Source organism: Candidatus Avelusimicrobium stercoris, assembly GCF_002437085.1.
GTDB lineage: Bacteria > Elusimicrobiota > Elusimicrobia > Elusimicrobiales > Elusimicrobiaceae > Avelusimicrobium > Avelusimicrobium stercoris.
On sequence record NZ_DJOA01000018.1, the window covers coordinates 831 to 21,125 of the forward strand.

The 20,295-nt window shown below is 47.4% G+C and carries 20 protein-coding genes; 6 read left to right on the forward strand and 14 right to left on the reverse strand.

Translation table 11 applies throughout. From position 1 onward, the window contains the following. Window positions 1-28: 28 nt before the first annotated feature. The 7 genes from B2118_RS02890 to B2118_RS02920 all read right to left on the reverse strand — a co-directional run bounded on the left by B2118_RS02890 (window position 29) and on the right by B2118_RS02920 (window position 8,054). Window positions 29-910, reverse strand: coding sequence for a hypothetical protein (locus tag B2118_RS02890; RefSeq protein WP_428053184.1), 882 nt, complete (start codon window positions 908-910; stop codon window positions 29-31). A gap of 82 nt (window positions 911-992) precedes the next feature. After that, window positions 993-1,985 carry a hypothetical protein gene (locus tag B2118_RS02895; RefSeq protein ID WP_428053186.1) on the reverse strand — a complete coding sequence of 331 codons (993 nt, stop codon included), beginning with the start codon at window positions 1,983-1,985 and terminating at the stop codon, window positions 993-995. A gap of 16 nt (window positions 1,986-2,001) precedes the next feature. Next, on the reverse strand, window positions 2,002-2,658 hold the full coding sequence (locus B2118_RS02900; protein WP_428053188.1) for a hypothetical protein: 657 nt from the start codon (window positions 2,656-2,658) through the stop codon (window positions 2,002-2,004). A 391-nt stretch (window positions 2,659-3,049) separates the two neighbouring features. After that, window positions 3,050-4,384, reverse strand: coding sequence for a tetratricopeptide repeat protein (locus B2118_RS02905; RefSeq protein WP_428053190.1), 1,335 nt, complete (start codon window positions 4,382-4,384; stop codon window positions 3,050-3,052). Further along, a complete protein-coding gene (locus B2118_RS02910) occupies window positions 4,359-5,177 on the reverse strand; it encodes a phytoene/squalene synthase family protein (RefSeq protein WP_428053192.1) in 819 nt (272 codons plus the stop codon). Before B2118_RS02910 ends, B2118_RS02905 begins: the two co-directional genes overlap by 26 nt. Then, window positions 5,164-6,012, reverse strand: a complete 849-nt coding sequence (gene coaW / locus B2118_RS02915) for a type II pantothenate kinase (RefSeq protein ID WP_428053194.1) — start codon at window positions 6,010-6,012, stop codon at window positions 5,164-5,166. Before coaW ends, B2118_RS02910 begins: the two co-directional genes overlap by 14 nt. Continuing rightward, window positions 6,009-8,054, reverse strand: coding sequence for a M3 family metallopeptidase (locus B2118_RS02920; protein ID WP_428053196.1), 2,046 nt, complete (start codon window positions 8,052-8,054; stop codon window positions 6,009-6,011). Before B2118_RS02920 ends, coaW begins: the two co-directional genes overlap by 4 nt. Window positions 8,055-8,217: 163 nt before the next feature. Between B2118_RS02920 and B2118_RS02925 the strand changes: the two genes are divergently transcribed. Together B2118_RS02925 and speB are read left to right on the forward strand one after the other, a co-directional pair. Then, the gene (locus B2118_RS02925) at window positions 8,218-8,772 is read left to right on the forward strand and encodes a pyruvoyl-dependent arginine decarboxylase (RefSeq protein WP_177746613.1); all 555 of its coding nucleotides are present in this window, start codon (window positions 8,218-8,220) and stop codon (window positions 8,770-8,772) included. A gap of 14 nt (window positions 8,773-8,786) precedes the next feature. After that, window positions 8,787-9,659 (forward strand): agmatinase, encoded by an 873-nt coding sequence (gene speB, locus B2118_RS02930; protein ID WP_428053198.1) that lies wholly within the window; start codon window positions 8,787-8,789, stop codon window positions 9,657-9,659. A 565-nt stretch (window positions 9,660-10,224) separates the two neighbouring features. Here the strand turns inward: speB and B2118_RS02935 are convergent. From B2118_RS02935 to B2118_RS02955, 5 genes are all read right to left on the reverse strand, one after another. Continuing rightward, window positions 10,225-10,845 carry a porin family protein gene (locus tag B2118_RS02935; protein WP_428053200.1) on the reverse strand — a complete coding sequence of 207 codons (621 nt, stop codon included), beginning with the start codon at window positions 10,843-10,845 and terminating at the stop codon, window positions 10,225-10,227. Window positions 10,846-10,990: 145 nt separating this feature from the next. Then, window positions 10,991-12,184: a tetratricopeptide repeat protein gene (locus B2118_RS02940; RefSeq protein WP_428053202.1), complete on the reverse strand. Its 1,194-nt coding sequence runs from the start codon at window positions 12,182-12,184 to the stop codon at window positions 10,991-10,993. Then, window positions 12,184-13,473, reverse strand: coding sequence for a serine--tRNA ligase (serS, locus tag B2118_RS02945; protein ID WP_428053204.1), 1,290 nt, complete (start codon window positions 13,471-13,473; stop codon window positions 12,184-12,186). Before serS ends, B2118_RS02940 begins: the two co-directional genes overlap by 1 nt. Window positions 13,474-13,483: 10 nt before the next feature. Then, window positions 13,484-13,735, reverse strand: a complete 252-nt coding sequence (locus B2118_RS02950; protein WP_428053206.1) for a hypothetical protein — start codon at window positions 13,733-13,735, stop codon at window positions 13,484-13,486. Further along, window positions 13,732-14,412, reverse strand: a complete 681-nt coding sequence (locus B2118_RS02955) for a CsgG/HfaB family protein (RefSeq protein WP_428053208.1) — start codon at window positions 14,410-14,412, stop codon at window positions 13,732-13,734. The genes B2118_RS02950 and B2118_RS02955 overlap by 4 nt, the downstream gene beginning before the upstream one ends. 48 nt (window positions 14,413-14,460) lie before the next feature. Here B2118_RS02955 and B2118_RS02960 point away from each other — a divergent pair, with 48 nt between their 5' ends. From B2118_RS02960 to B2118_RS02975, 4 genes are all read left to right on the forward strand, one after another. Further along, window positions 14,461-15,048 carry a KdsC family phosphatase gene (locus tag B2118_RS02960; protein WP_428053210.1) on the forward strand — a complete coding sequence of 196 codons (588 nt, stop codon included), beginning with the start codon at window positions 14,461-14,463 and terminating at the stop codon, window positions 15,046-15,048. 42 nt (window positions 15,049-15,090) lie between these two features. After that, window positions 15,091-15,729 (forward strand): outer membrane protein, encoded by a 639-nt coding sequence (locus tag B2118_RS02965; protein ID WP_428053212.1) that lies wholly within the window; start codon window positions 15,091-15,093, stop codon window positions 15,727-15,729. A gap of 98 nt (window positions 15,730-15,827) precedes the next feature. Next, window positions 15,828-16,457 (forward strand): MgtC/SapB family protein, encoded by a 630-nt coding sequence (locus B2118_RS02970; protein WP_428053214.1) that lies wholly within the window; start codon window positions 15,828-15,830, stop codon window positions 16,455-16,457. A gap of 18 nt (window positions 16,458-16,475) precedes the next feature. Next, window positions 16,476-17,615 (forward strand): DegT/DnrJ/EryC1/StrS family aminotransferase, encoded by a 1,140-nt coding sequence (locus tag B2118_RS02975; RefSeq protein WP_428053216.1) that lies wholly within the window; start codon window positions 16,476-16,478, stop codon window positions 17,613-17,615. Window positions 17,616-18,391: 776 nt separating this feature from the next. Here the strand turns inward: B2118_RS02975 and B2118_RS02980 are convergent. Together B2118_RS02980 and B2118_RS02985 are read right to left on the reverse strand one after the other, a co-directional pair. Beyond that, complete coding sequence (locus tag B2118_RS02980; protein ID WP_428053218.1) at window positions 18,392-19,297, reverse strand: ParB/RepB/Spo0J family partition protein; 906 nt, start codon at window positions 19,295-19,297, stop codon at window positions 18,392-18,394. Window position 19,298: 1 nt separating this feature from the next. Beyond that, window positions 19,299-20,132: a ParA family protein gene (locus tag B2118_RS02985; RefSeq protein WP_428053219.1), complete on the reverse strand. Its 834-nt coding sequence runs from the start codon at window positions 20,130-20,132 to the stop codon at window positions 19,299-19,301. Window positions 20,133-20,295: the final 163 nt, after the last annotated feature.

A 20,295-nucleotide genomic window follows, 5' to 3' on the forward strand; every position in this document is an offset into this window, starting at 1 on the left:
TGTGAGCAGTAGTTATAAAAATATTTTATTAATAATTGCTCAAAAGACTTTTCAAATATTTTTGGTATTTTTGTTCCTCGGCTCTTCTTCGCCGCTTTTCTTGTTGTTCTTCTTTCAAGCGCTGTCTTTCTCTGGCTTTTACTCTTGCTACATATTTTTTCTCACCCAAACTGTTTTTTCTAATATGCCAAAAAACAGGAACCCTTTCTAGTTCTTGCCCCTTACTATTTAAAATACTACATTTGCCTTTGTTACACTTAAAATTAATATAAGGCTCCGAATCATAAACAATATCCACCACTCCTGTTTTATCGTTTTCTGGACCTATCCAAATTTTCCAAGAGTTTTCTGGACATTTCTTTCGTGCAAAAGGATATATTAAAATATTTGCAAAATCTACTGGCAAAGAAAAAGGGAAGGGGATATAACCACTATGCTCTTCCGCGCCACAAACCGTATGCCAATGAATACGACAATAAGAATAGGAAGAATAGTCCAAAAATGGTTCTTCTCTATAAGTTCCATCGTCAAAAAATATTTTTTTGCTTGTAAAGGGAACCCTATATTCTAATGATACTTGGACATAAGTTCCGTCGCTGGAAACAGAGCAAGTCCCCCAATCATTAACCTTACAAGCAATATGTTCTTGTGCATATTTCACATTCGCTCTGAAATTTTCAAACTGTTCCTTGGTTAAGTGCGCCTTGGCATAAGAAAAAGTTTTATCTATATCTTTTATTAAATTGCCTTTAGCATTTATTTGTATTCTTATATCTAATCCCTCTTTGATATTGCACAGAGTATTATCTTTGACTGTGGCTATTTTTCTACTTTTGGGAGTTAGGTGTGCCCCACACGAACATAAACAAAAACAAACTAACAATGCTAACACCACTTTTAAATATTTCATTATTGATTCCTTTTTTTAATTTACAAGAAGTGAATAATCCACACTCCATAGAAGCCAGACTATGGAGTGTGGAAAAGATTCATTAATACCACCCGTTCGCACGGAGCATTGATTCTTTTGCTTGGGCTTCGGCCTCGGCCTTTCTCACACGATCTTCCCCAATGAGAGCGTAACAATTCAAATCCTGCCAAGCACGTAAACTCTGATCATATTTTTCTTTAAGAACCATATACTCTGACCCACGAACTAGAATGAAAAAGTCATTTAATTGATAACAAGCCTTTAATTTTCGTGCTTTTTCTTTCGCCCTAGCTTCTGCCCGAGCTTCTCTTGCGCGCTGGGCGGCTTCCGCTTTTTCTTCCCGTTCCCGTCTCAAACGTTCTAGTTCTGCTTGCCGCGCCTCTTTTTTTACTCGTTCAACATATCTTTTTTCCCCAGTATCATTTTTCTGAACAGAATATTTCACCGTAATTTCTTTTATTTTTTCCCCTTTCTCATCTACTAACGAGCACACTCTATGTTTACATATAAGTTTGATATAATGAGCTTTGTCATAGGTCATATCAATTAATTTCAACCTATCTTTTTGGGGTTCTACCCAAATTTTCCATTCCGAGTCTATACATTTCTTCCTTTCGCATCCATAGGCGCAAGTCCCAGGAAAGAGTGTGCGTCTGCAAAATGGCCATTCTGAAGAAGAAATATAAATATTTGCATAATATGTATCTTCTTCTTTAGAAATGAAACAATTTTCCAATTGATAGGGCTCCCCGAGTTCATCCAAGTCCGCGACTTGGCATTCTATGGCTTTTTGGTTGGCTTCAACAGCATTTCGCAAATTTTCAAATTGCAACTTGGTTAAACTTTTCTTAGCATAAGAAAAGGTTTGGTCTATATCATCAATTATATTGTTCTCAAGGCTTAATCGTAACTTAATATTCGCCCCACCCTGCCAAGCCGAATTTTCGTGTATCGTACCCAATCCTTCACTTGGGGGCTCAAACTGTATAGGTTTGTTACACGCCGTTATTCCTACGAAAAAAATTAAAATTAATAGAATTTTCCACGTTTTCATTTTCTATTCTCCATTTTTATTTTTCTTCACTCTGCATTTTTTGCTGTATCAAGGTAATACCATCCTTGCCAATTCTAATGACCTGAAAAAGTGGCAAAAAATATATTAAGACAATAAATACCAAAGCTCCTAGGAAATAAGGCAATTCCCCTTGGCAGCCACAAATGAATCCACATTTAGTCAAATGCGCTATTAACCAAATCAGCCACATAACGAATAGCACAATGCACACAATAGTGCTCTGTGTTTTCATACTATTATATTCTGCTACCACTTTATTGATAGTCTTTATTGCTATTGCCGTCTCTGTTGCAGAATTATATTTTGGGAACACTAACATAAAATCTATCTCGTGCCAACTTCCGTCCTCAACAAATTTGAGTTTTATATATTTAAAATACTTTACGCGGTCGTTCTGCACGCCAACAAAAATAAGTGGTACTCCATATAGGACAGAATATTCCTTTAACGGATTAACGGCGTACGGCCTGCCTCCAAAAACAAAAATGGCTATAATATCACCAAAAGTATTCCTTAATACCCAGCGCATTTCGTCCTTATCTATCAAGCCCGCAGAATACCCTTTATTTTTAAGTTCTTTTTCCAATTCCGCAAAGGCCTTTTTACGAGCTGCTTCACTCGCGTCAAACTCTGCTGCTTCGTTTTTGTTCATTTAATCACTCCTTTCTTTAAGATAGTGGCGTTTTTAGCCATAAAAAAAGCGACGTATTACCAAAGCCATTGCACTAACCGTGGTAACCGTCGCCCACCTCCCCCCGAATTAGGGAGGGAGGTGCGAAGCAAACGGCTATCTGTGGAGTGCAATGTGCCAGACGTTTTGTCCGGCTCAGCATAGGCTTCCCCTATGCTTCCAACAAATAACCTTTAAATTGTTTTAATGCTGTAAATTTAACTTATCTTATTTCTAATTACCTCTAAATTAAAACTAATACATTTATTTTATAAAACAAACCCCGTTCCCACAAGCCCTATTTTTAACACCATATAAAAGTACCCCCGGGCGCGTAGTCCCGGGGGTGTTATGTGTCAGCAAATTAGCCAGGTTATTGGATGAGTTTGCCATCGCTCGCGCATAGCGTGTAGCCGTAAAGGGCGTAGGTTTCCACCAGTGCGTTGGCGGGAACTTTTACCTTGGGGTTGCGCTTCTTGCGCGAGGACATCACGTAATAGTAAGACACACCCAATTTATCGTCCGACGAACGAGATTGCACAAAATAGCGGCGTTCGTTTTTGGACATATTCAAAATATACAGCCCCAAATTTTTACGCAGGGTGTCCTCGGAACAGAAGGTTTGGTTTTCCAGCATTTTTACTTCGGAGCGGGAAATTTCAATATACCCCGCCTTTTTCAGTTCCTCTTGCCGCTGTTCCAACTGGGCCAAAAAGGCCGGGGTCGGCGGCACGGATTCGCTGGGGAGCAAAAAGCGTTTGCGGTTTTTTAGGGCCTCGGTATAAACATAAAAACCGCTGTCCGTTAAGGTGCTTTCGGGCGTGTAAATTTTGTTGCCCTTCATATCGCGCAGACTGTAAATATCCCGCACCGCCACGCCTGCACGGTTGAACACGTTAAACGCATCCTGCCCGATACTTTTTTCAAGCGCTTTGTATCCGTCCAGCGTTAAAATTTCCCGCTCAAAGCCCGTACCTTTGTTGAGCGTTACCACATATTCGGCGGGCATTTTGGGGTATTTATTTTTCAAATACGTTACGCCTTGGCGTTGCTCGTCGCGGTGAATAGCGGAAAAAAGCGCCCGGTCCGCATCCGTCAGTTCGGTGGCCTCGGGCTTGACGGCATAGCGCTGTTTAAGGGCTTCCAGCATTTCTTCGTCCGTCAAATAGTCCGGCTCCAAATTCACCAGCCGCTTGCGCGCGATTAAGTTCATCGGCTCCACGGCAATCGCCGAGCGATAATATTCCGCCGCGCCCTGTTTATCGCCCTGATATTCCACAATCACACCCTTGCCCACCAAAGAATTTACGTTGGCGGCGTTGTACTCCAAGGATTTGGAATACATTTTAAGGGCTTGGTCATTTTGCTGGCGTTTGAGCGCGATATCCCCCAACATAGAATATACATAAGACCAATACGGGGAATTACGCTTCATATTTTTGAGCGCTTCGTTAAAATATTTTTCGGCTCCGTTTAAATCGTCCTGCGTTAAAAGCACGCCCGCCAAAGAGAGTAGCGCATCCACATTGGACGCGTCCATTTTTACGCAACGCGCAAAGGCGTCCTTGGCTTTATCGTAATTTTTGGCGGCGTACAGCGTTTTGCCGTTCTCCACGCAGGCAGACACCTTGGCCGCCGCAAACGACACGGCAGGCGTACACAAGCAAGCAATTAAAAAGCCGTTAGAAAATAGTTTTGAGTAGTGCATACAATACGCTTCGTAATTTTTCGCCTTTGGTTAATTTAACCGGGGCCAATGAAAAAAAGTTCTCTTTTCTTATTTTAGCAAGATTTTTTAAATATACATACCCCATTATTTTGCACGGGAGCATTTTTAAGTGCGGGAACAGGCGCATTAATGCAAACGCCTTTTGATAATGGGCTTCGGCCTGTGCGGCCAGTTCGCGCAAAACTTCGGGCAGTTTGGCGGTTTTTTTATCCTGCAAAACGGCCTCGCGCGTGAGACCGTACTTGTCCAGCAAATCGCCGGGAAGATACACACGGCCTAGGGCTTTATCGTCCGCCACGTCGCGGATAATATTGGTAATTTGTACCGCACAGCCCAACTCCCAGGATAACTGGTCCGCCTGCGGCCCCTTTACGCCCAAAATATCTAGCGTGGCGCGGCCCACAATCACGGCTACGCGCAGCAAATACCAATCCAACTCCTGCTCCGTTTGATAGATTCGGCCCGTTAAATCAGCCTGCATCCCTTCAATTAACAGTAAAAAACGGTCCGGCAATATTCCAAAGGCCCGTACGTCCTTTTGCAAGCGGCGGCCTAAATCCGTGGTAGGCGTACCCTCGTAAACGCGTGCGGTTTCCTCCCGCCAAAAGGCGAGTTGCTTTTCCGGGTCCTTTACATCGGGTTCGTCGGCGATATCGTCCATTAAGCGGCAAAACTCGTAATAATCGGCCAAGGCTTCGCGCCGGGGTTTCTCCAAAAAGAAAAACGCCGGGCCGAAACTGGATTTTTTGTACGAATTTTTATTTGCCGCCATTGTTTTTTCCGTTTTTATATAGGTACGAAAGCGCCGCGCCTGTGGCCGTGGCGTAAATGGCGTTTTGCGGAATAATAAAGTTTACCCCGTGCATTTTGTGCAGGGCATTAAAGACCTTTTTCGCGCACGGCACCAAGGTTAAAGTGCCCGTTAAAACCACGTCTTTTACGCTGTCGTTGCGGCAGGCGAAGACGGCCATCATCCCAATTGTTTGGAAGGCCATATTCAAAATGCCGAGGGCCAAATCGTTATGGGTGGCGCCGTCCTCCATTTTGCCAAAGTTGGAGGCCGTGGTATCGGCGGACAAGGTGGGAATAACACCCTTGCTGATGTCGCCAATATTCAAATCCACCCGCTGCAAGGAGCCGCCGGCGGCCATTTCCACCACCGTTTTAAACGAGGTCGCGCCGCACAGTTTACTGCAAAGGCCCAATACCGTACCGCCGCCCACGCCGGAACCGCCGATATGGCGGATGCCGTCCTTGCCCGCGCGGACAAACGCCGTCCCCGTGCCCATACTGACGATTAAACCTTCCTTTTTGCCGGAGAGCGCCAGCCCGCCCAGACCAATGGCTTCAAATTCGTCCACCTTAGACGTGGGGATTCCGTACACCTCTTTTTTAAAGAGCGAGGAACCGACACCCGTTAAAATAATTTGCTTTACTTCGGGCAGCGTTAAATTATTTTCGTTAATAAATTTACCCAGCGCGCCATAGGCCGAAGTCAGCGGGTCGGCCGCTTCCACCTTTAAGACGGAAATTAATTTTCCGCCGTCCGTATAGCCCACAATTTTAGTGGTGGAGCCGCCCACATCAATACCGATTACCGCGCTCATAAATTCTCCAAGCCGATGGATTTTAAGAAGGGCTTATTATCCACCGGGCGGCCTAAAAAGTTTTCTACCATTTTTTCTTCGTCCAGCGTGCCGCCCTTTTCCAAAATTTCGCGACGGAATTTTAACCCCGTTTCCGGGTTGAAAATGCCGTGCTTTTTAAACTCGCCAAAAAAGTCCTCGGCGATTACTTCCGACCACAAATAACCGTAATACCCCGCGTCATAGCCACCCATAATGTGGCCGAACGAGGCCTGCGGAATCGTGCCCTTGGTAAGCGGGAGCCCGCGGATTTTTTTGGTTAATGCAAAATATAATTTGGTGGAATCCGGGGTTGTATCCGCGGTGTGAAGCGTCATATCGTACTGGGCAAAAAAGTCCTGCCGCAGATACATACCGCCCGCACCGAAATTTTTGGCCGCAATCATCCGTTTGATTAATTCATCCGGCAGCGGTTCACCCGTTTTGTAGTGCTTGCTGATTTTTTTAAGCACCTGCGGGTCCCACGCCCAGCGTTCCAGCATTTGGCTGGGGGCTTCTACAAAGTCCCAACTGACGCTGGTGCCCGAAAAGGCGGAATATTTCGCCTTGGTTAAAGCGTTGTGCAACACGTGGCCAAACTCGTGGAACAGCGTTTCCACTTCGCCGTGCTTTAATAAAGAAGGGGTATCCCCGGACGGTTTATTCAGGTTGGCTACAATCGCCACGAACGGAATTTGATACGTTCCGTCCTGCTTTTCCTCGCCGTCCACCAAGCCGAAGCAGGCCGCGTGTTTGTATTTGCCTTCACGCGGATAAAGGTCCATATAAAAGTAGGCTACCAGTTCGCCTGTGGCTTTGTCTTTAATTTTAAACGCCTTTACGTCCGGGTGCCACACGGGGATATCCACCGGCTCAAACGTAATGCCAAATACCCCGCCAAACAAATCAAGCATCCCGTCAATCACTACTTGGGACGGGAAATATTCTTTGATTTTTTCGCTGTCCAATTCCAAATTTTCCTTGCGGAATTTGTTGCTCCAATAGCCGCTTTCCCACGAATAAAGCGTGCGGCTGTTTTTGCCGGTTTTGGAATTTTTGTAGGCAATCATTTCTTTGTCTTCTTTTTTGCCAAGCGGTTTTAATTTCTTTTGCAAATCCTTTAAAAACGTCATTACCGTTTTGGGGTTTTTGGCCATACGGTCTTCCAAGCGCAGTTCGGCGTGGTTTTTATAGCCTAACAGGTGGGCAATTTCGCGGCGCAGGGTGAGCGTTTTTTCCAGCAGTTCCACATTTTCCTGTCCGCCGCGGCGGTTAAATTTAAATTCTAATTCCTTGCGGGCCTGTTCGTCATCGGCATTTTGCATAAAGGGGACATAATCGGGGTAATCCAGCGTAACCAAATATTTGCCGTCATCGGTCTTGGCGAGTTTTTGGATATAATCTTCGCCCAAGCCCTTCAACTGTTCCTGCGTAACGGCCAAGGGGTCCTTGTACTCCTGGATGTTTTTATCAAACTTAATAATATACTCGGCTTTTTCTTTATTTAAGGCTTTAAATTTTTCCAAATCAGCATCGTTTAAATCCATACCGCTGTTTTTAAAACCAATCAGCATTTCTTTAACGAGTTTTGCCTGCACCGGGTCCAACTTGGGGTTGGTGTCAGTATATTCGCGGATGGCTTTATACACGTCGCGCCGGGTGGCTACGTCCACCATATATTGGCTGATTTGCATTTGCAAATCGTTGGCGGCGTCTCGGAATTTTTTATCCGTGGAAACATAGGACAAAAATCCGCTCATCCCCAACGCGTTGCCGTAATTGTCAAAGGCGCGCTCGTAGCCCATAATGGTATTGTCAAAGGTGCGCTCTGCCTGCGGGATAGCAATTAAAGCGGCTAAATCTTTTTCCAGTTTTACGCGCGCGGCGGCCTCGGCCGGGGCCAGTTCCTCCGCCTTGTAATCAAAATGTAAAACGCCGTTTTTGTTAAACATATCTGCCATAGAAAACGCTCCCGTCGCGGTTAAAAGCAAAGCCGTAACCAAAAGAAATTTTGTTTTTTTCATAGTAATATAATACACTCTTATTGTAGCGGTTTTCCCATTGCGGGGGCAACCGCTGCTTTGAAAGCCCGTAACAATAACAAAGAAAGATGTTTTGGTCTTGTGTTATTTGTTATAATTAATATTATATTAATTCTCACATCAAGGAATTAGTGGAAAAATAAAAATGTACGAAGCGTTTGTACCCAAAGAGATCTTCCTTACCAAAGGAATTGGCAGACACAAAGAAAAATTGGCCAGTTTTGAAGAAGCGTTGAGAGACGCCAAAATTGCCAGTTTCAACTTGGTGCCTGTATCCAGCATCTTCCCTCCCGGCTGCAAAACCGTGCCCGTTTCCAAAGGGCTTCAAGAATTGCACCCGGGCCAAATTCTGCATTGCGTCATCAGCAGAAACACCAGCAACGAATACCGCCGCTTGATTTCCGCCTCGGTGGGGTTGGCTATCCCGAAAGAAGGGAAAACCACCCACGGATATATTTCCGAACACCACAGTTTCGGCGAAACCGACAAACAGGCCGGCGACTATGCGGAAGACTTGGCCGCTTTGATGCTCTCTACCACGTTGGGTATTGAGTTTGATAACAATACTACGTGGGACCAGAAAGAAGAAATCTGGAAAATGAGCGGAAAAATCGTCCGCACGACCAACATTACCCAGTCCGCCATCTGCGTGGAAGGCCTTTGGACCACCGTAGTGGCTGCGGCTGTGTTTGTCAAATAACTCCGGTAACATTTGTGAGCGATAACGTACAAACCGATAAGTTTATGGGGCTAGAGAGCAAATATAGTTCTCTGCCCCTTTGTAAATTCGTGGTAGTGCCCGTACCGTTTGAAAAGACGGTCTGCTATGGGCACGGTACCGCCAAGGGGCCCGCTGCCGTTATTGAGGCCTCTACCCAAATTGAACTTTGGGACGAAGAAACCAAAACCGAAACCTGGGAATTGGGCATCAACACCCAACCCGCCGTCAACTGCAAGGGTTCCACCAATACGGTCTTTAAAAATATTGATAAAACCGTACGGAATTTAATGCAGTACAAAGCCATCCCGTTCTACATCGGCGGCGAACACACGGTTACGCAAGCCTTGGCCCAGCCGTATATTGATAAATACAAAAATTTGAGCATCCTGCACTTTGACGCTCACGCCGATTTGCGCGAAACCTTTGAAGGCACGCCCAAAAGCCACGCCTGCGCGCTTTATCCGGCCAGCCGCCAAGTGCCGGTGGTGCAGGTGGGTATCCGCAGCGTTGCCAGCGAAGAAAAACAATACTGCAACGCCGGCAAGGTAACCACATTTTTAATGCACGAACACCGCGATATCAAAAAATTGATTCCGCAAGTGCTTGAAAAACTGACTGACACCGTCTATATGACCATTGACGTGGACGGCTTTGACCCCTCCGTCATCCCGGCTACGGGCACGCCACAGCCCGGCGGTTTTATGTGGTATGAAGCGCTGGACTTGTTCCGCGAAGTCATTAAACATAAAAAAATCGTGGCGGTGGACGTAGTGGAAGCCTGCCAACGCAAAGCGGACGTGATTACGGAGTTTAATGTCTCCAAGTTAATCTACCGCTTAATGGGCTACTTAGCCGTAAAGAAATAATTTAAACCCGCTCTTCGGAGCGGGTTTGTCTTGCAGGCCGCACGCTGCGCGCCGCTTCTCTATGCGCTGACTTACGATTAGTTGGGCCACACTCTTTCTGTAAGGACGCGCTCTTCTAAAACGACCTTTGCGGACCGCACCTTGCAGGCCGCTTCTCTATGCGCGGGTTTACGATTAGTGGAGCGACACTCTTTCCACAAGGTCGCGCTCTTTCAAAACGCTCCGGCGCACCGCCAATTCAAAATAACCCCTTATTTAATAAGAAGTCCTTTTCTCCTTGTCATCCCCAAGGAATTTGGCGGCCCGCAGGGTTCGGGGATCCGCTGTTATTAAAAAAGAAAAGACAAACGACAGATTCCCGACTACCACTCTCGGGAATGACGACAAAAGGCAAAGGCTGTGATAAAAATAAGGCCGTCGTCCTGAACTGGCGGCCCGCAGGGCTTGCAGGACCTACTTGCTTGTGTTGTCATCCCGGAAGGTCTTTATCCGGGATCTCTCGTTATACAAAAAGGGCCTGCGCGGATAATAGCGCAAGCCCAAGTAAAACAAGTTGTACAACTGATTAGAAGTAGAAACGTCCGGTAATCGCACCGCTTAAACCAGTATGATCGGAATAGACGTCGCCGTCTTTTTCCAACTTAGCACCAAAGTTGTATTTGGCTTCAAAGCCCAAGGCAAACAGGTTGGTAAAGCGGTATTCGGCACCCGCCACCAAGTGGGGCACCACTTTGCTTTCGTGGTCTTTATAGGCATTTACTTTTAATTCCGTGCGGAAGAAAGAAACCCCGGCGCCCACAAACGGACTCCAAGCTTTTACGCCGTTATATCTTTTATAATAAACCGTCATCGGGATAGCATAGGTTGTTTCCGTTACTTCGTCGGATCCAGAACCATAAATTTTCAATTCGTTTTGACCAAAAACATCAACGCCCAATTTCACGCCCAATTTGTTGGCTTCGTCGTTCAAATCAAACTCATACATTGCTTCCACTCCACCAAATACAACACCGTTCTCGTCTAATTCAGTACTATACCGGCTTCTATCTTGCAATTCTTTCATCGTTTTGGGGTCGTTTTCACTGGCGCCCAACTTTACGCCAACGCCCCAGTTATCGGCTTGGGCAGCGGTCGGCCAGGCACACAAAAGGCTTAAAAGCACACCTAATACTGCTAATTTTTTCATTTTGTTTCTCCTAGGGTAATTTGGCAATATTTTGCCATATCTCAATGATATCAATTTACCCGCTTTACCGCCAAGGGCCTTTGCACTTTTTCCCCCAATAAAAAACCGCCCTTTCGGGCGGCTAAAATACGGTTTTATGCGGTTTTTACAGTGGGGGCAACGGACCTACATTTCCGCCTTCCGACACGCTATACGGCGTTTTTAAGAGCGCCTTTGCGGCATCGTCAAAGCCCCATTTATCCTTAAACGAAAGCACATACTTATATTGCGCCTTGGCCTTTTCGCGCTCGCCTAAAATATCGTATACCTCGCCCAGGCGGAACTCGTTCCACACGCCCCAGCGGCTGGGCTCCTGCTTTTCAAGCGCCGTATGCCCTTGTTCAAACAAGGTTTTGGCAGCCTCAAAATTGCCCTGCGCCATTTGCGCGGTCCCCAGCGCGGTATAAGCGCGGGAAATGTAAATATCCTTATAAAACGGGTCCTTGCCGATTAAAGCCAAAAACTGCTGGGCTTGTTCGGTTACTTCTTTATAGTGGCCCGTTTCGTACAGGCAGATAATTTCCACATAGTGCATAAGTGGATTTTTGGGATATTTGGCGCGCAACTCGCGGATGTACTGCAACGATTTTTCCGGATCGTAATATTTACTGCCCCGCGTGTTTTGGATTTCAATCAAAATCAGTTTGGCGCTGTCGGACGTAAAGTGCGCCTTTTCGCGCGCCAAGTTGAGTTGTTTTACCCCCTCGTCCGGGTTGCCCTTAATGGCTACGATTTTGGCTAAAACCTTAATGACCGAAGGCAAGGTGCCCGCGTAATACTGGTAAATCCCCAGGCCAAAATATGCATCGTAATAGGTGGGGTCAATCTCCAAGGATTTTTCCAAATTTTTAATTGCCTTTCTGCCGCTGAAATACGCCGTAATCCAACTGCGGTTTCTCATTGTAAACATCGCGCGCAGTCCGTACAAAGCGCCAATGCCCATATAGGCGTTGGAATCGTCCGGGTTCTTTTTAATCCAGCGTTTAATGCCGGCAATGGAATCATCCAAAATCTGCTCAAACACCTTGCGTTGTTTGTCGTCGCTGAGTTCATATTCGTACTCGTAGCGGCTCCAAGCAATCATCGCGTTGCCAAAGTGCGCAAACGGGTGGTCGGGGTATTCGGCAAACACCTTTTGGATGTTTTTATCCGCAGTGTCAAAATCCAAACTATATACGCCGTTAATCCCTTCCGTGGCGTAGGCCATTACGTCCGGCGGGAGCGTAATTTCCGCTTGGGACGAAACGGCGGCGGACGCCAAAAGGCATACCGCCGCCAGCAAATGAAAAAACTTCTTCATTACTTCTTGGCCTCAATCTTGTCTTTGCCGAAGTAAGGGCGCAAGGCCTGCGGAATAATCACGGATCCGTCCGCCTGCTGGAAGTTTTCCAAGATGGCGGCAAAGGTGCGGCCTACGGCTAAACCGCTGCCGTTAAGCGTGTGGACGTATTCCAACTTGCCTTGGGCGTTTTTGAAGCGCAAGCCCATACGGCGGGCCTGGAAGTCCAGGCAGTTGGAGCAGGAGGAAATTTCGCGGAAGCGGTTTTCGCTCGGCATCCAAACTTCAATATCGTACGTCTTGGCGGAAGAGAAGCCAATATCGCCGCTGCACAGTTCCACCACGTGGTAAGGCAAGCCCAACTCTTTAAGCACTTCTTGCGCGTCGGAAACCATAATCTCCAACATTTGGTAGGAGTGTTCCGGGTGGGATAGCATTACGAGTTCCACTTTATCAAATTGGTGGTTGCGGATTAAGCCGCGGGTGTCTTTCCCATAAGTGCCGGATTCCTTGCGGAAGCACGGGGAATACGCCGTCAATTTGACGGGCAGTTCCGCCTCAGGGATTACGCGGATGCGGTTCAGGTTCGTCAGCGGAATTTCGGCGGTGGAAATCAAAAATTGTTTCGGCTCGCCCACCAGTTCATACATATCCTCGCGGAATTTGGGCAACTGGCCCGTACCAATCAAAATATCTTCGTTCACCACGACCGGGGGCAAAATTTCGGTATAGCCCTTTTTGGCGTGCATATCCAGCATAAACGCGATAATGGCGCGTTCCAAGCGGGCGCCATCGCCCTTGAACAAGGCAAAACGGCTGCCAGACAGGGCCGCGGCGGCTTCAAAGTCCAAAATACCCAATTTTTCACCCACCGCTTGGTGGTCAAGCGGTTTAAAATCAAATTTAGGCAGCGGGATCGTGCAAGGCAAATATTCCGGGTTGTCCGCATCGCTCACGCCTACCGGGATTTTTTCGTTCGGCAAGTTCGGTATGCTCAAAAGCAAATCGTTAATTTCTTTTTTAAGCGGGTCCAGTTCGGCTTCCTTTACGGCCATTTCTTCTTTTAACTTGCCCACTTCGGCCATTGCTTCCTTGGCGGCTTCGTCGCCTTGTTCCTTTTTAATCTTGCCGATAGATTTAGACATTTCGTTGCGTTTGGCGCGCAGTTCCTCCACGCGGGCTAAAACGGTTTTGTAAGCGGAATATTTGGTAAGTACGCCGTCAATTTGCGCGGCCAGTTCCGGCTTGCGCAGCGACAGGCGTTTTTTAACTTCATCGGGATGAGCAACGATATATTTAATGTCTAACATATAAGTCCTCTTATTTAGTTTCTAACTCTATTAAATATGGTTCCGGGAACCAATGACGGTACGGTTTAAAGGTGGCAGCGGCGTATTCCATCCCGTAGGACGTCAGCAAATGCACGCTGACAGGAGCCACGGAACTTTGCCCCGCCACCAAGGCGCCCACCGTCAGCGCCGCTAAAACGAACAGCGTTTTTACACCCATAAAAAACGCCTTTAATATCCAAATGGCCGATTGTTCAGCCAAAGACGACTCAAAACGGCTCATTTGCCCTCCTGGATTTTGGCCAGTTCCTTGCTAAAACTCTTCACGAGGCCGCGCGCGATATAATCCGCCGCGTCCAACGCGCTGGAACTGGATTCGTCGGCTGAACCAATCCACACGATTTCAGCCGTTTCCACATCCACCAGTTTGGCAATAATGCCCACCCGCGCATTAATGGTGTATTCCGTCGGGCGGACATCCGTAGAGTGCGTGTACTGCGTACCCACGTTGCGCGTATATCCCACATAAGTGCCGTCGGGCAGTTGCATTACGTCCTGCGTGTAAACCGGGCGGGATTCCGTGTGGCGGGTGCTGGTTAGCGTCAGTTCCGTGCGGGCGGGCGAATAAGAACTCACCTCGCCGATAAGCAACACATCTACACCTAAAATTTTGCCTATCTCGCGCGTGGTTTCGGGCGACAAATACCCCGAGACCGAAATGTTATGTTCTTTAAGTACGCTTTCCAGTTGGGCGCGCTCCACTACCTTAAATCCGGCGCTGATTAAATATTTGGCAAATAAATTTTCCACGCCCTGCAACGCAGGCCGCGTATTTGTAAACGCCATTATGCCGATACGGTCCATTTGGTTAAAATCGTATGTTTTGCTGATAACCGTTTTGGGCGTACAGCCGCAAGCGAGCAAACAACTTGCCAGTACCAGAGTTAAGAACTTTCTCATAAATTTATTATATAATTTTTCGCCCTATGGAAAAGGTATAATAATGATATGAACGACCTTTTTATACAAAAAGCCAAAAAATTAAAACTACTGCTTACGGATGTGGACGGCGTAATGACCAACAGCCAATTAAGTTTTTTTACAGGCGAAGACGGCGTTACGCGCGAAATCAAGCATTTTGAATCGTTAGACGGTATGGGGTTAATGTATTTAACCTATTGCGGCGTGGAGACGGGTATCGTCTCGCGCGGGTCCAGCGATACGCTTGCCTGGTGGGCGAAACTGCTGGGGATGAAATATCTCTTTTACAATACCGCTGTAAAGCACAAAGCCTTGGACTATTTGCAAGAGCATTTTAATATCAGCCCCGAAGAAACCGCCTTTATTGGCGATGACCTCATTGACCTGGGGATGATGTCGCGCGTGGGGCTGCCGCTGGCCGTAGCCAACAGCGTACCCGAAGCCAAAAAGTTAGCCCTATACACCTCCCCCCGCCACGGCGGAGATGCGGCGGTGCGCGACATTGCCGAGCAGATTTTGCGCGCCCGCGGCCAATGGGATAAAGTAGTGCAGGACAATACGGACGGCACTTTTACCCGTGTGGAAAATCAAATTCACATTGTAAAAGGGTTATAAAATTTTTACAATATAATTATCTTATCTTTTATAAGGAGCCTTATGAAAAAACTGCTTTTATTATGCGCCTTATTCGTAGCCGCCCCTGTGGTGTTTGCGCAGGACTATTACGGCTTGCAAGAATACGGTTTGCGCAAAAACACCACCCGCGTAGAATTATACGGCGGTATGGTATTACCCCAAGACAGTTGGAGCCACAACGGGCAGGAAGTTGACTTGGGTACCACGGGCTGGACCGCCGGTATCGGCTTTACCCGCAATATTATCTCCTTCTTCTCCTTGGGTTTGGACGCTAACTATGCCCAACTGGGCGACGGCGATACGTTTACCTCCCGCGGGATGGATTCTTACTACCGCACGGGTATCGCTACCGGGCTTGTTACGGGCCGCGTAACGTTCTTCCCCTCCCAAGCCACCCGCTTGTACATCCCCTTTGGCGCGGGTGTGGGCCATATGTTTGCCCGCCAAAAATTTGATGACGGTTCCCACTTGACCACCAGCAGCACCGACTTGGCGCAAATGGTTGGTTTAGGCTTGGAATTTGATATTGACGACTCCACCATTTTCGGCGTAGAAGGCCGCTACTACTTGGTAGAAGCCGACAGCGACTTTAAAGACGCCTTTGGCAAAAGCCGTATCCACTATATGAACGTAATGCTCAAACTGGGCTGGCGTTTCTAATAGTTTTTACTGAAAAGCCCCGCCGCGCAACACGGCGGGGTTTTTTATTTATGCCCGGGTTATTTACTTTTTTACCCCGGGTATTGTATGATAAGAATATGGACGATATTTTCATAAAAGTATTTTTATCCCTTGTCTTGGGCGGCGTGCTGGGTATGGAACGCCAATACCACGACAAGCCCGCCGGCTTTGCCACCAACTGCCTGATCTGCCTGGGCGCAATGCTTTTTACGATTTTATCTGAATATATGGGTCAACAGGGCGGCGACCCGGGCCGTATTGCCGCGCAAGTGGTAACGGGCGTAGGTTTTTTGGGCGCAGGCTCTATTTGGCGCGACGGAAACAAGATTTCCGGCTTAACCACCGCCGCAGGCGTTTGGCTGGTGGCCGCTATCGGTATGGCGGTGGGGTACGGACAGTATTTTTGGGCTTCGCTGTCGGCGGTGTCCATTTTACTGGTGCAACTGGGCGTGCGCAAAACGCTTAAACTGGTGGAACTCGTTAAACATTACGATACCGTTTATATCGTTTGCGACCCCACGTGGAACGCCGTAAACAAAATCATCAAAAAAATTGAAGCGCACCAAGTAACCATTTTAAAAAACGAAGTTACCAAACAGGACAACCTCTTTCACGTCAGTTTGGTGGCCACTTTTACCGGGCACGACTTTCAAAACATCACCAAAGACCTTTTGGAAATGCCCGAAGTACATACTTTATACAAATAACAGGAGATAGTTAAATCTATGACGGACGAATTAAAACCGATTCCGCTGTTTAACTTAAAGGAACAGCACGACAGTTTGAAGCAGGAAATTAATGCCGCGGCTATGGAAGCCCTGAACTCTATGCATTGGCTTTTGGGCCCGCAAACCGAAAAATTTGAAGAAGAATTTGCCGACCTCATCGGCGTGAAACATTGCATTACCTGCTCGTCTGGCGCTAGCGCCATCCAAATTGCTTTGGCCGCCGCGGGCGTGGGCCCCGGGGACGAAGTAATCACCACTCCGTTTACCTTTATTGCCACCACTTCTTCCGTCAGTTTGACGGGGGCCAAGTTTGTCTTTGCCGACATTGACCCGCGCACCTATAACATTGATGTACAAGATGTGGAGCGCAAAATTACCAAAAAAACCAAGGCCATTTTGCCCGTACACCTCTACGGCTATCCGGCCAATATGGATGCTATTATGCACCTGGCCAATGAACACGGTTTAAAGGTAATTGAAGACTGCGCGCAAGCCCATTTGGCTATGGCCGACGGCGTGAAGGTTGGCGGTATTGGCGATGCGGGTTGTTTTAGTTTCTACCCGAGCAAAAACCTCGGCGCTTGCGGCGACGCGGGATGCGTTACCACCAACGACGACGAAATAGCCGACCGTTGCCGTTCCCTGCGCCACAGCGGCCGCGCCAAGGACAAAGCCTACGAATACGACTTGGAAGGCTCCACCTTGCGTATGGACGAAATTCAAGCCGCTATTTTACGCGTGAAACTGCCGCACTTGGAAGAGTGGACCGAAAAACGCCGCAAGGCCGCTGCTTGGTATGCCGAAGGATTAGAGGGCGTGCCGGTGGTGCTTCCCCCCACTCCGCCTGCCGGATATGCGCAATCTTACTATGTTTACACCATCCGCGCGGAAAAACGCGATGAACTGCAAGCATATTTAAAGGCCAACAACATTGGCTGCGCGGTATATTACCCGGTGCCGCTTTATAAACAGCCGGCCTACAAGAACCGCGGTTTCAAGGCCGAGGACTACCCGGAAGCCGAAAAAGCGGCCAAAGAGGTGCTCTCTATCCCGATGTTCCCGGAAATCACCGAAGAACAAGTACGCCGCGTGTGTGAAACAATTCGCGCATTTTACGAAAAAGACGCCACTATTTAAACGGATGTTTTAGGGTAGCGTGGCGTGCGCTAAAAACTTTACAGGGCAATCCAGTTTTTATGGGTTGCCCTGTTTTATAAAGCGGGATATCCGAATTACCCCTTGTTTGCAAACGCTTTATTACGCTTGATTTTAAAAATTATACCTATATTTTAAGTATTTTTTTAAAAAATAACCCATTTATAACGATACCGTATCAAACACTGTGAAATATCGCCTTATTAAATTAGAGGTCATCCTAAATGAGCGGTCCACAGGGTTTTCAGGATCTACAACTTGGGTAGTGATTGTTGTTATCTAAAAGGTCATACTGGAAGGTTACTGTCCAGTATCTGTCGTTTTCCTCTTTTTGAATAACTACAGATCCTAGACTACTACTTTCCAGGATGACAGCAAGCAGCCAAAGACCGTTAAGGACAATTAAAAAGAGCAACACTAAAAAGTGTTGCTCTAATCATCAAGGAATTTGCCTGTCTGTTGTTTTACCAAACTGCGCCCTCACAAACAGCGTGTCCGTTCATAAGAGCGCGACATTACAAAAACAGTGTGGCTCAACTAATCGCTCCCCAGCGCATAGAGTGGCGGCGCGCAGCGTGCCGTTCCGTTATAACGCGTCCTTGCAGAAACAATGTGGCTCAATTCATCGTTACTTAGCACATAGAGTCGCCGTCCGCAGGACGCGGCGCGCAGCGTGCTGTTTCGTTAGAGCGCGCCCTTGCAAAAACAGTGTGGCCCCACCAATCGCTCCCCAGCGTATTGAGTTGCCGTCTGCAAGACTATAACATTTTGGTTTTAAGGCGGCTGGCAATATTATCCAGTTCATCCAGGGAATTATAGTGAATAACGAGCGTCCCTTTCTTCATATTCTTGCCGTATTTCACTTCCACCTTGGTCCCCAACGCAGATTGCAAATCGTTCTCAAACGAGGCCACCTCTACGGGTTTCGCGCCTTTTTCGGCCTTTTTAACCGGGAACATCAGCGCGCGGGCGGCATCTTCGGCTTGGCGAACAGACATTTTGCTGTTGTGCATTTTTTTGAAGAGCATTTCGCGCTTGCCCGGGTCCGTAACCATTAGTAAAGCGCGGCCGTGCCCTTCGGAAATGGCGCCGTCCTGCAACGCCTGTTGGATTTCGGGCTCCAAGTCCAGCAAGCGCAAGGCGTTGGAAATAGCGGCCTTGGATTTGCCACAATAGGAAGCCAAATCCGTCTGCGTGATATAGAATTTGCTCATCAAATTGCGGTAGCCGAGGGCGGTTTCAATAGGGTTTAAGTCCTCGCGCTGGATGTTTTCAATTAACGCCAAGGCACACATTTCTTGGTCGCCCAAGTGTTTATGAACAATAGCATCAATTTCCTTTAATCCGGCCAACTGGGTGGCGCGGAAGCGGCGTTCCCCCACTACAATTTCGTATTTATCAAGTCCGGCATCGTACACCACCACAATCGGCTGGGTAAGACCGTGCTCTTTGATAGATTGGGCCAACTCTTGGAGTTTTTCCTCATTAAATACGCGGCGCGGCTGAAAACGGTTGGGAACAATTTTGCTTACATCAATGCGCGTAACGCTCATCCCGGTGGTTTGCTGCACCTGCACAGCGGCCTCGCTGGTGGGCATATTTACCACTTCTTGCGTTTGTTTAATTAAAGCGTCTAAACCTTTACCTAATGCCTGTCTAACCATCTCATCCTCCAAAATCGTAATTCACCGGGAGTTCGCCCGTCATTTTAAAATCTTTGTATGCATTTACATCCGCCCCGCGTCGGCCCAAAAATTCAATGGCCAACTGGATATACGCATTGGCCCCGCGGCAAGCCGGGTCGTAATTAAAAATAGACTGTCCGAAACTGGGCGCCTCGGCCAAGCGGATATTGCGCGGAATAGGCGTTTTATACACTTGGTCGCCAAAGTAGCGGCTAACCTCGGCAAATACCTGCTTGGATAAGTTCATACGGGCATCGTACATTGTTAAAAGCCCACCGTCCATTTTCAGTTTGGGGTGCAAAAATTGTTTGATTTTGGCCACGGTGTTCATAAAGTGGGCCAAGCCTTCCAAGGCATAATATTCGCATTGGACCGGGGTAATCACGCTGTCCGCCGCCATCATTGCGTTTAAGGTCAAAAGCCCCAAAGAGGGCGGACAATCAATAATGATATAATCGTACATTTGGCGCAGGGGGTCCAGCGCGTCTTTGAGCATATTTTCGCGTCCGCGCACGTTTACCAGTTCCACCTCGGCCCCGGACAAATCCTTACAGGCGGGCAAAACGTCCAGCATTTCACTAGATGTTTGGCGGACCACCTGTTCAAACGTAGCGGTTTTGGTAAGCAGATGATATACGGATTTATCGCCGTCTTGTACCGTTACCCCCAAGCCGGAACCGGCATTACCTTGCGGGTCAAAATCCACGAGCAACACATTTTGGTTCAAACAAGCCAACGCATAGGAAAGGTTAATAGAAGTAGTGGTTTTACCTACCCCGCCTTTCTGGTTGGCGATGACGACAATTTCTCCCATAAATCCTCCGTTTAACTATACATATATTAAACATTAATTAGTGTTAAATTGCAATATAAGGGCGCTGTTTTCACGTGAAAACTTACTTAATCCAGCGCACACGGTTAAGCGGCCAATGCACAAACCAAGCCTTTCCTTTGATGTTTTCGTGCGGTACCGGGCC

Excerpts from the sequence above, each read along its gene's own strand:
- B2118_RS02960 (WP_428053210.1), top strand. The coding sequence starts at position 14,461 with ATGAACGACCTTTTTATACAAAAAGCCAAAAAATTAAAACTACTGCTT.
- coaW (WP_428053194.1), bottom strand. The coding sequence starts at position 6,012 with ATGAGCGCGGTAATCGGTATTGATGTGGGCGGCTCCACCACTAAAATT.
- B2118_RS02935 (WP_428053200.1), bottom strand. The coding sequence starts at position 10,845 with ATGAAAAAATTAGCAGTATTAGGTGTGCTTTTAAGCCTTTTGTGTGCC.
- B2118_RS02890 (WP_428053184.1), bottom strand. The coding sequence starts at position 910 with ATGAAATATTTAAAAGTGGTGTTAGCATTGTTAGTTTGTTTTTGTTTA.
- B2118_RS02900 (WP_428053188.1), bottom strand. The coding sequence starts at position 2,658 with ATGAACAAAAACGAAGCAGCAGAGTTTGACGCGAGTGAAGCAGCTCGT.
- B2118_RS02925 (WP_177746613.1), top strand. The coding sequence starts at position 8,218 with ATGTACGAAGCGTTTGTACCCAAAGAGATCTTCCTTACCAAAGGAATT.
- B2118_RS02980 (WP_428053218.1), bottom strand. The coding sequence starts at position 19,297 with ATGGTTAGACAGGCATTAGGTAAAGGTTTAGACGCTTTAATTAAACAA.
- B2118_RS02970 (WP_428053214.1), top strand. The coding sequence starts at position 15,828 with ATGGACGATATTTTCATAAAAGTATTTTTATCCCTTGTCTTGGGCGGC.
- B2118_RS02910 (WP_428053192.1), bottom strand. The coding sequence starts at position 5,177 with ATGGCGGCAAATAAAAATTCGTACAAAAAATCCAGTTTCGGCCCGGCG.
- serS (WP_428053204.1), bottom strand. The coding sequence starts at position 13,473 with ATGTTAGACATTAAATATATCGTTGCTCATCCCGATGAAGTTAAAAAA.
- B2118_RS02905 (WP_428053190.1), bottom strand. The coding sequence starts at position 4,384 with ATGCACTACTCAAAACTATTTTCTAACGGCTTTTTAATTGCTTGCTTG.
- B2118_RS02975 (WP_428053216.1), top strand. The coding sequence starts at position 16,476 with ATGACGGACGAATTAAAACCGATTCCGCTGTTTAACTTAAAGGAACAG.
- B2118_RS02965 (WP_428053212.1), top strand. The coding sequence starts at position 15,091 with ATGAAAAAACTGCTTTTATTATGCGCCTTATTCGTAGCCGCCCCTGTG.
- B2118_RS02895 (WP_428053186.1), bottom strand. The coding sequence starts at position 1,985 with ATGAAAACGTGGAAAATTCTATTAATTTTAATTTTTTTCGTAGGAATA.
- B2118_RS02920 (WP_428053196.1), bottom strand. The coding sequence starts at position 8,054 with ATGAAAAAAACAAAATTTCTTTTGGTTACGGCTTTGCTTTTAACCGCG.
- B2118_RS02940 (WP_428053202.1), bottom strand. The coding sequence starts at position 12,184 with ATGAAGAAGTTTTTTCATTTGCTGGCGGCGGTATGCCTTTTGGCGTCC.
- B2118_RS02950 (WP_428053206.1), bottom strand. The coding sequence starts at position 13,735 with ATGAGCCGTTTTGAGTCGTCTTTGGCTGAACAATCGGCCATTTGGATA.
- B2118_RS02955 (WP_428053208.1), bottom strand. The coding sequence starts at position 14,412 with ATGAGAAAGTTCTTAACTCTGGTACTGGCAAGTTGTTTGCTCGCTTGC.
- B2118_RS02985 (WP_428053219.1), bottom strand. The coding sequence starts at position 20,132 with ATGGGAGAAATTGTCGTCATCGCCAACCAGAAAGGCGGGGTAGGTAAA.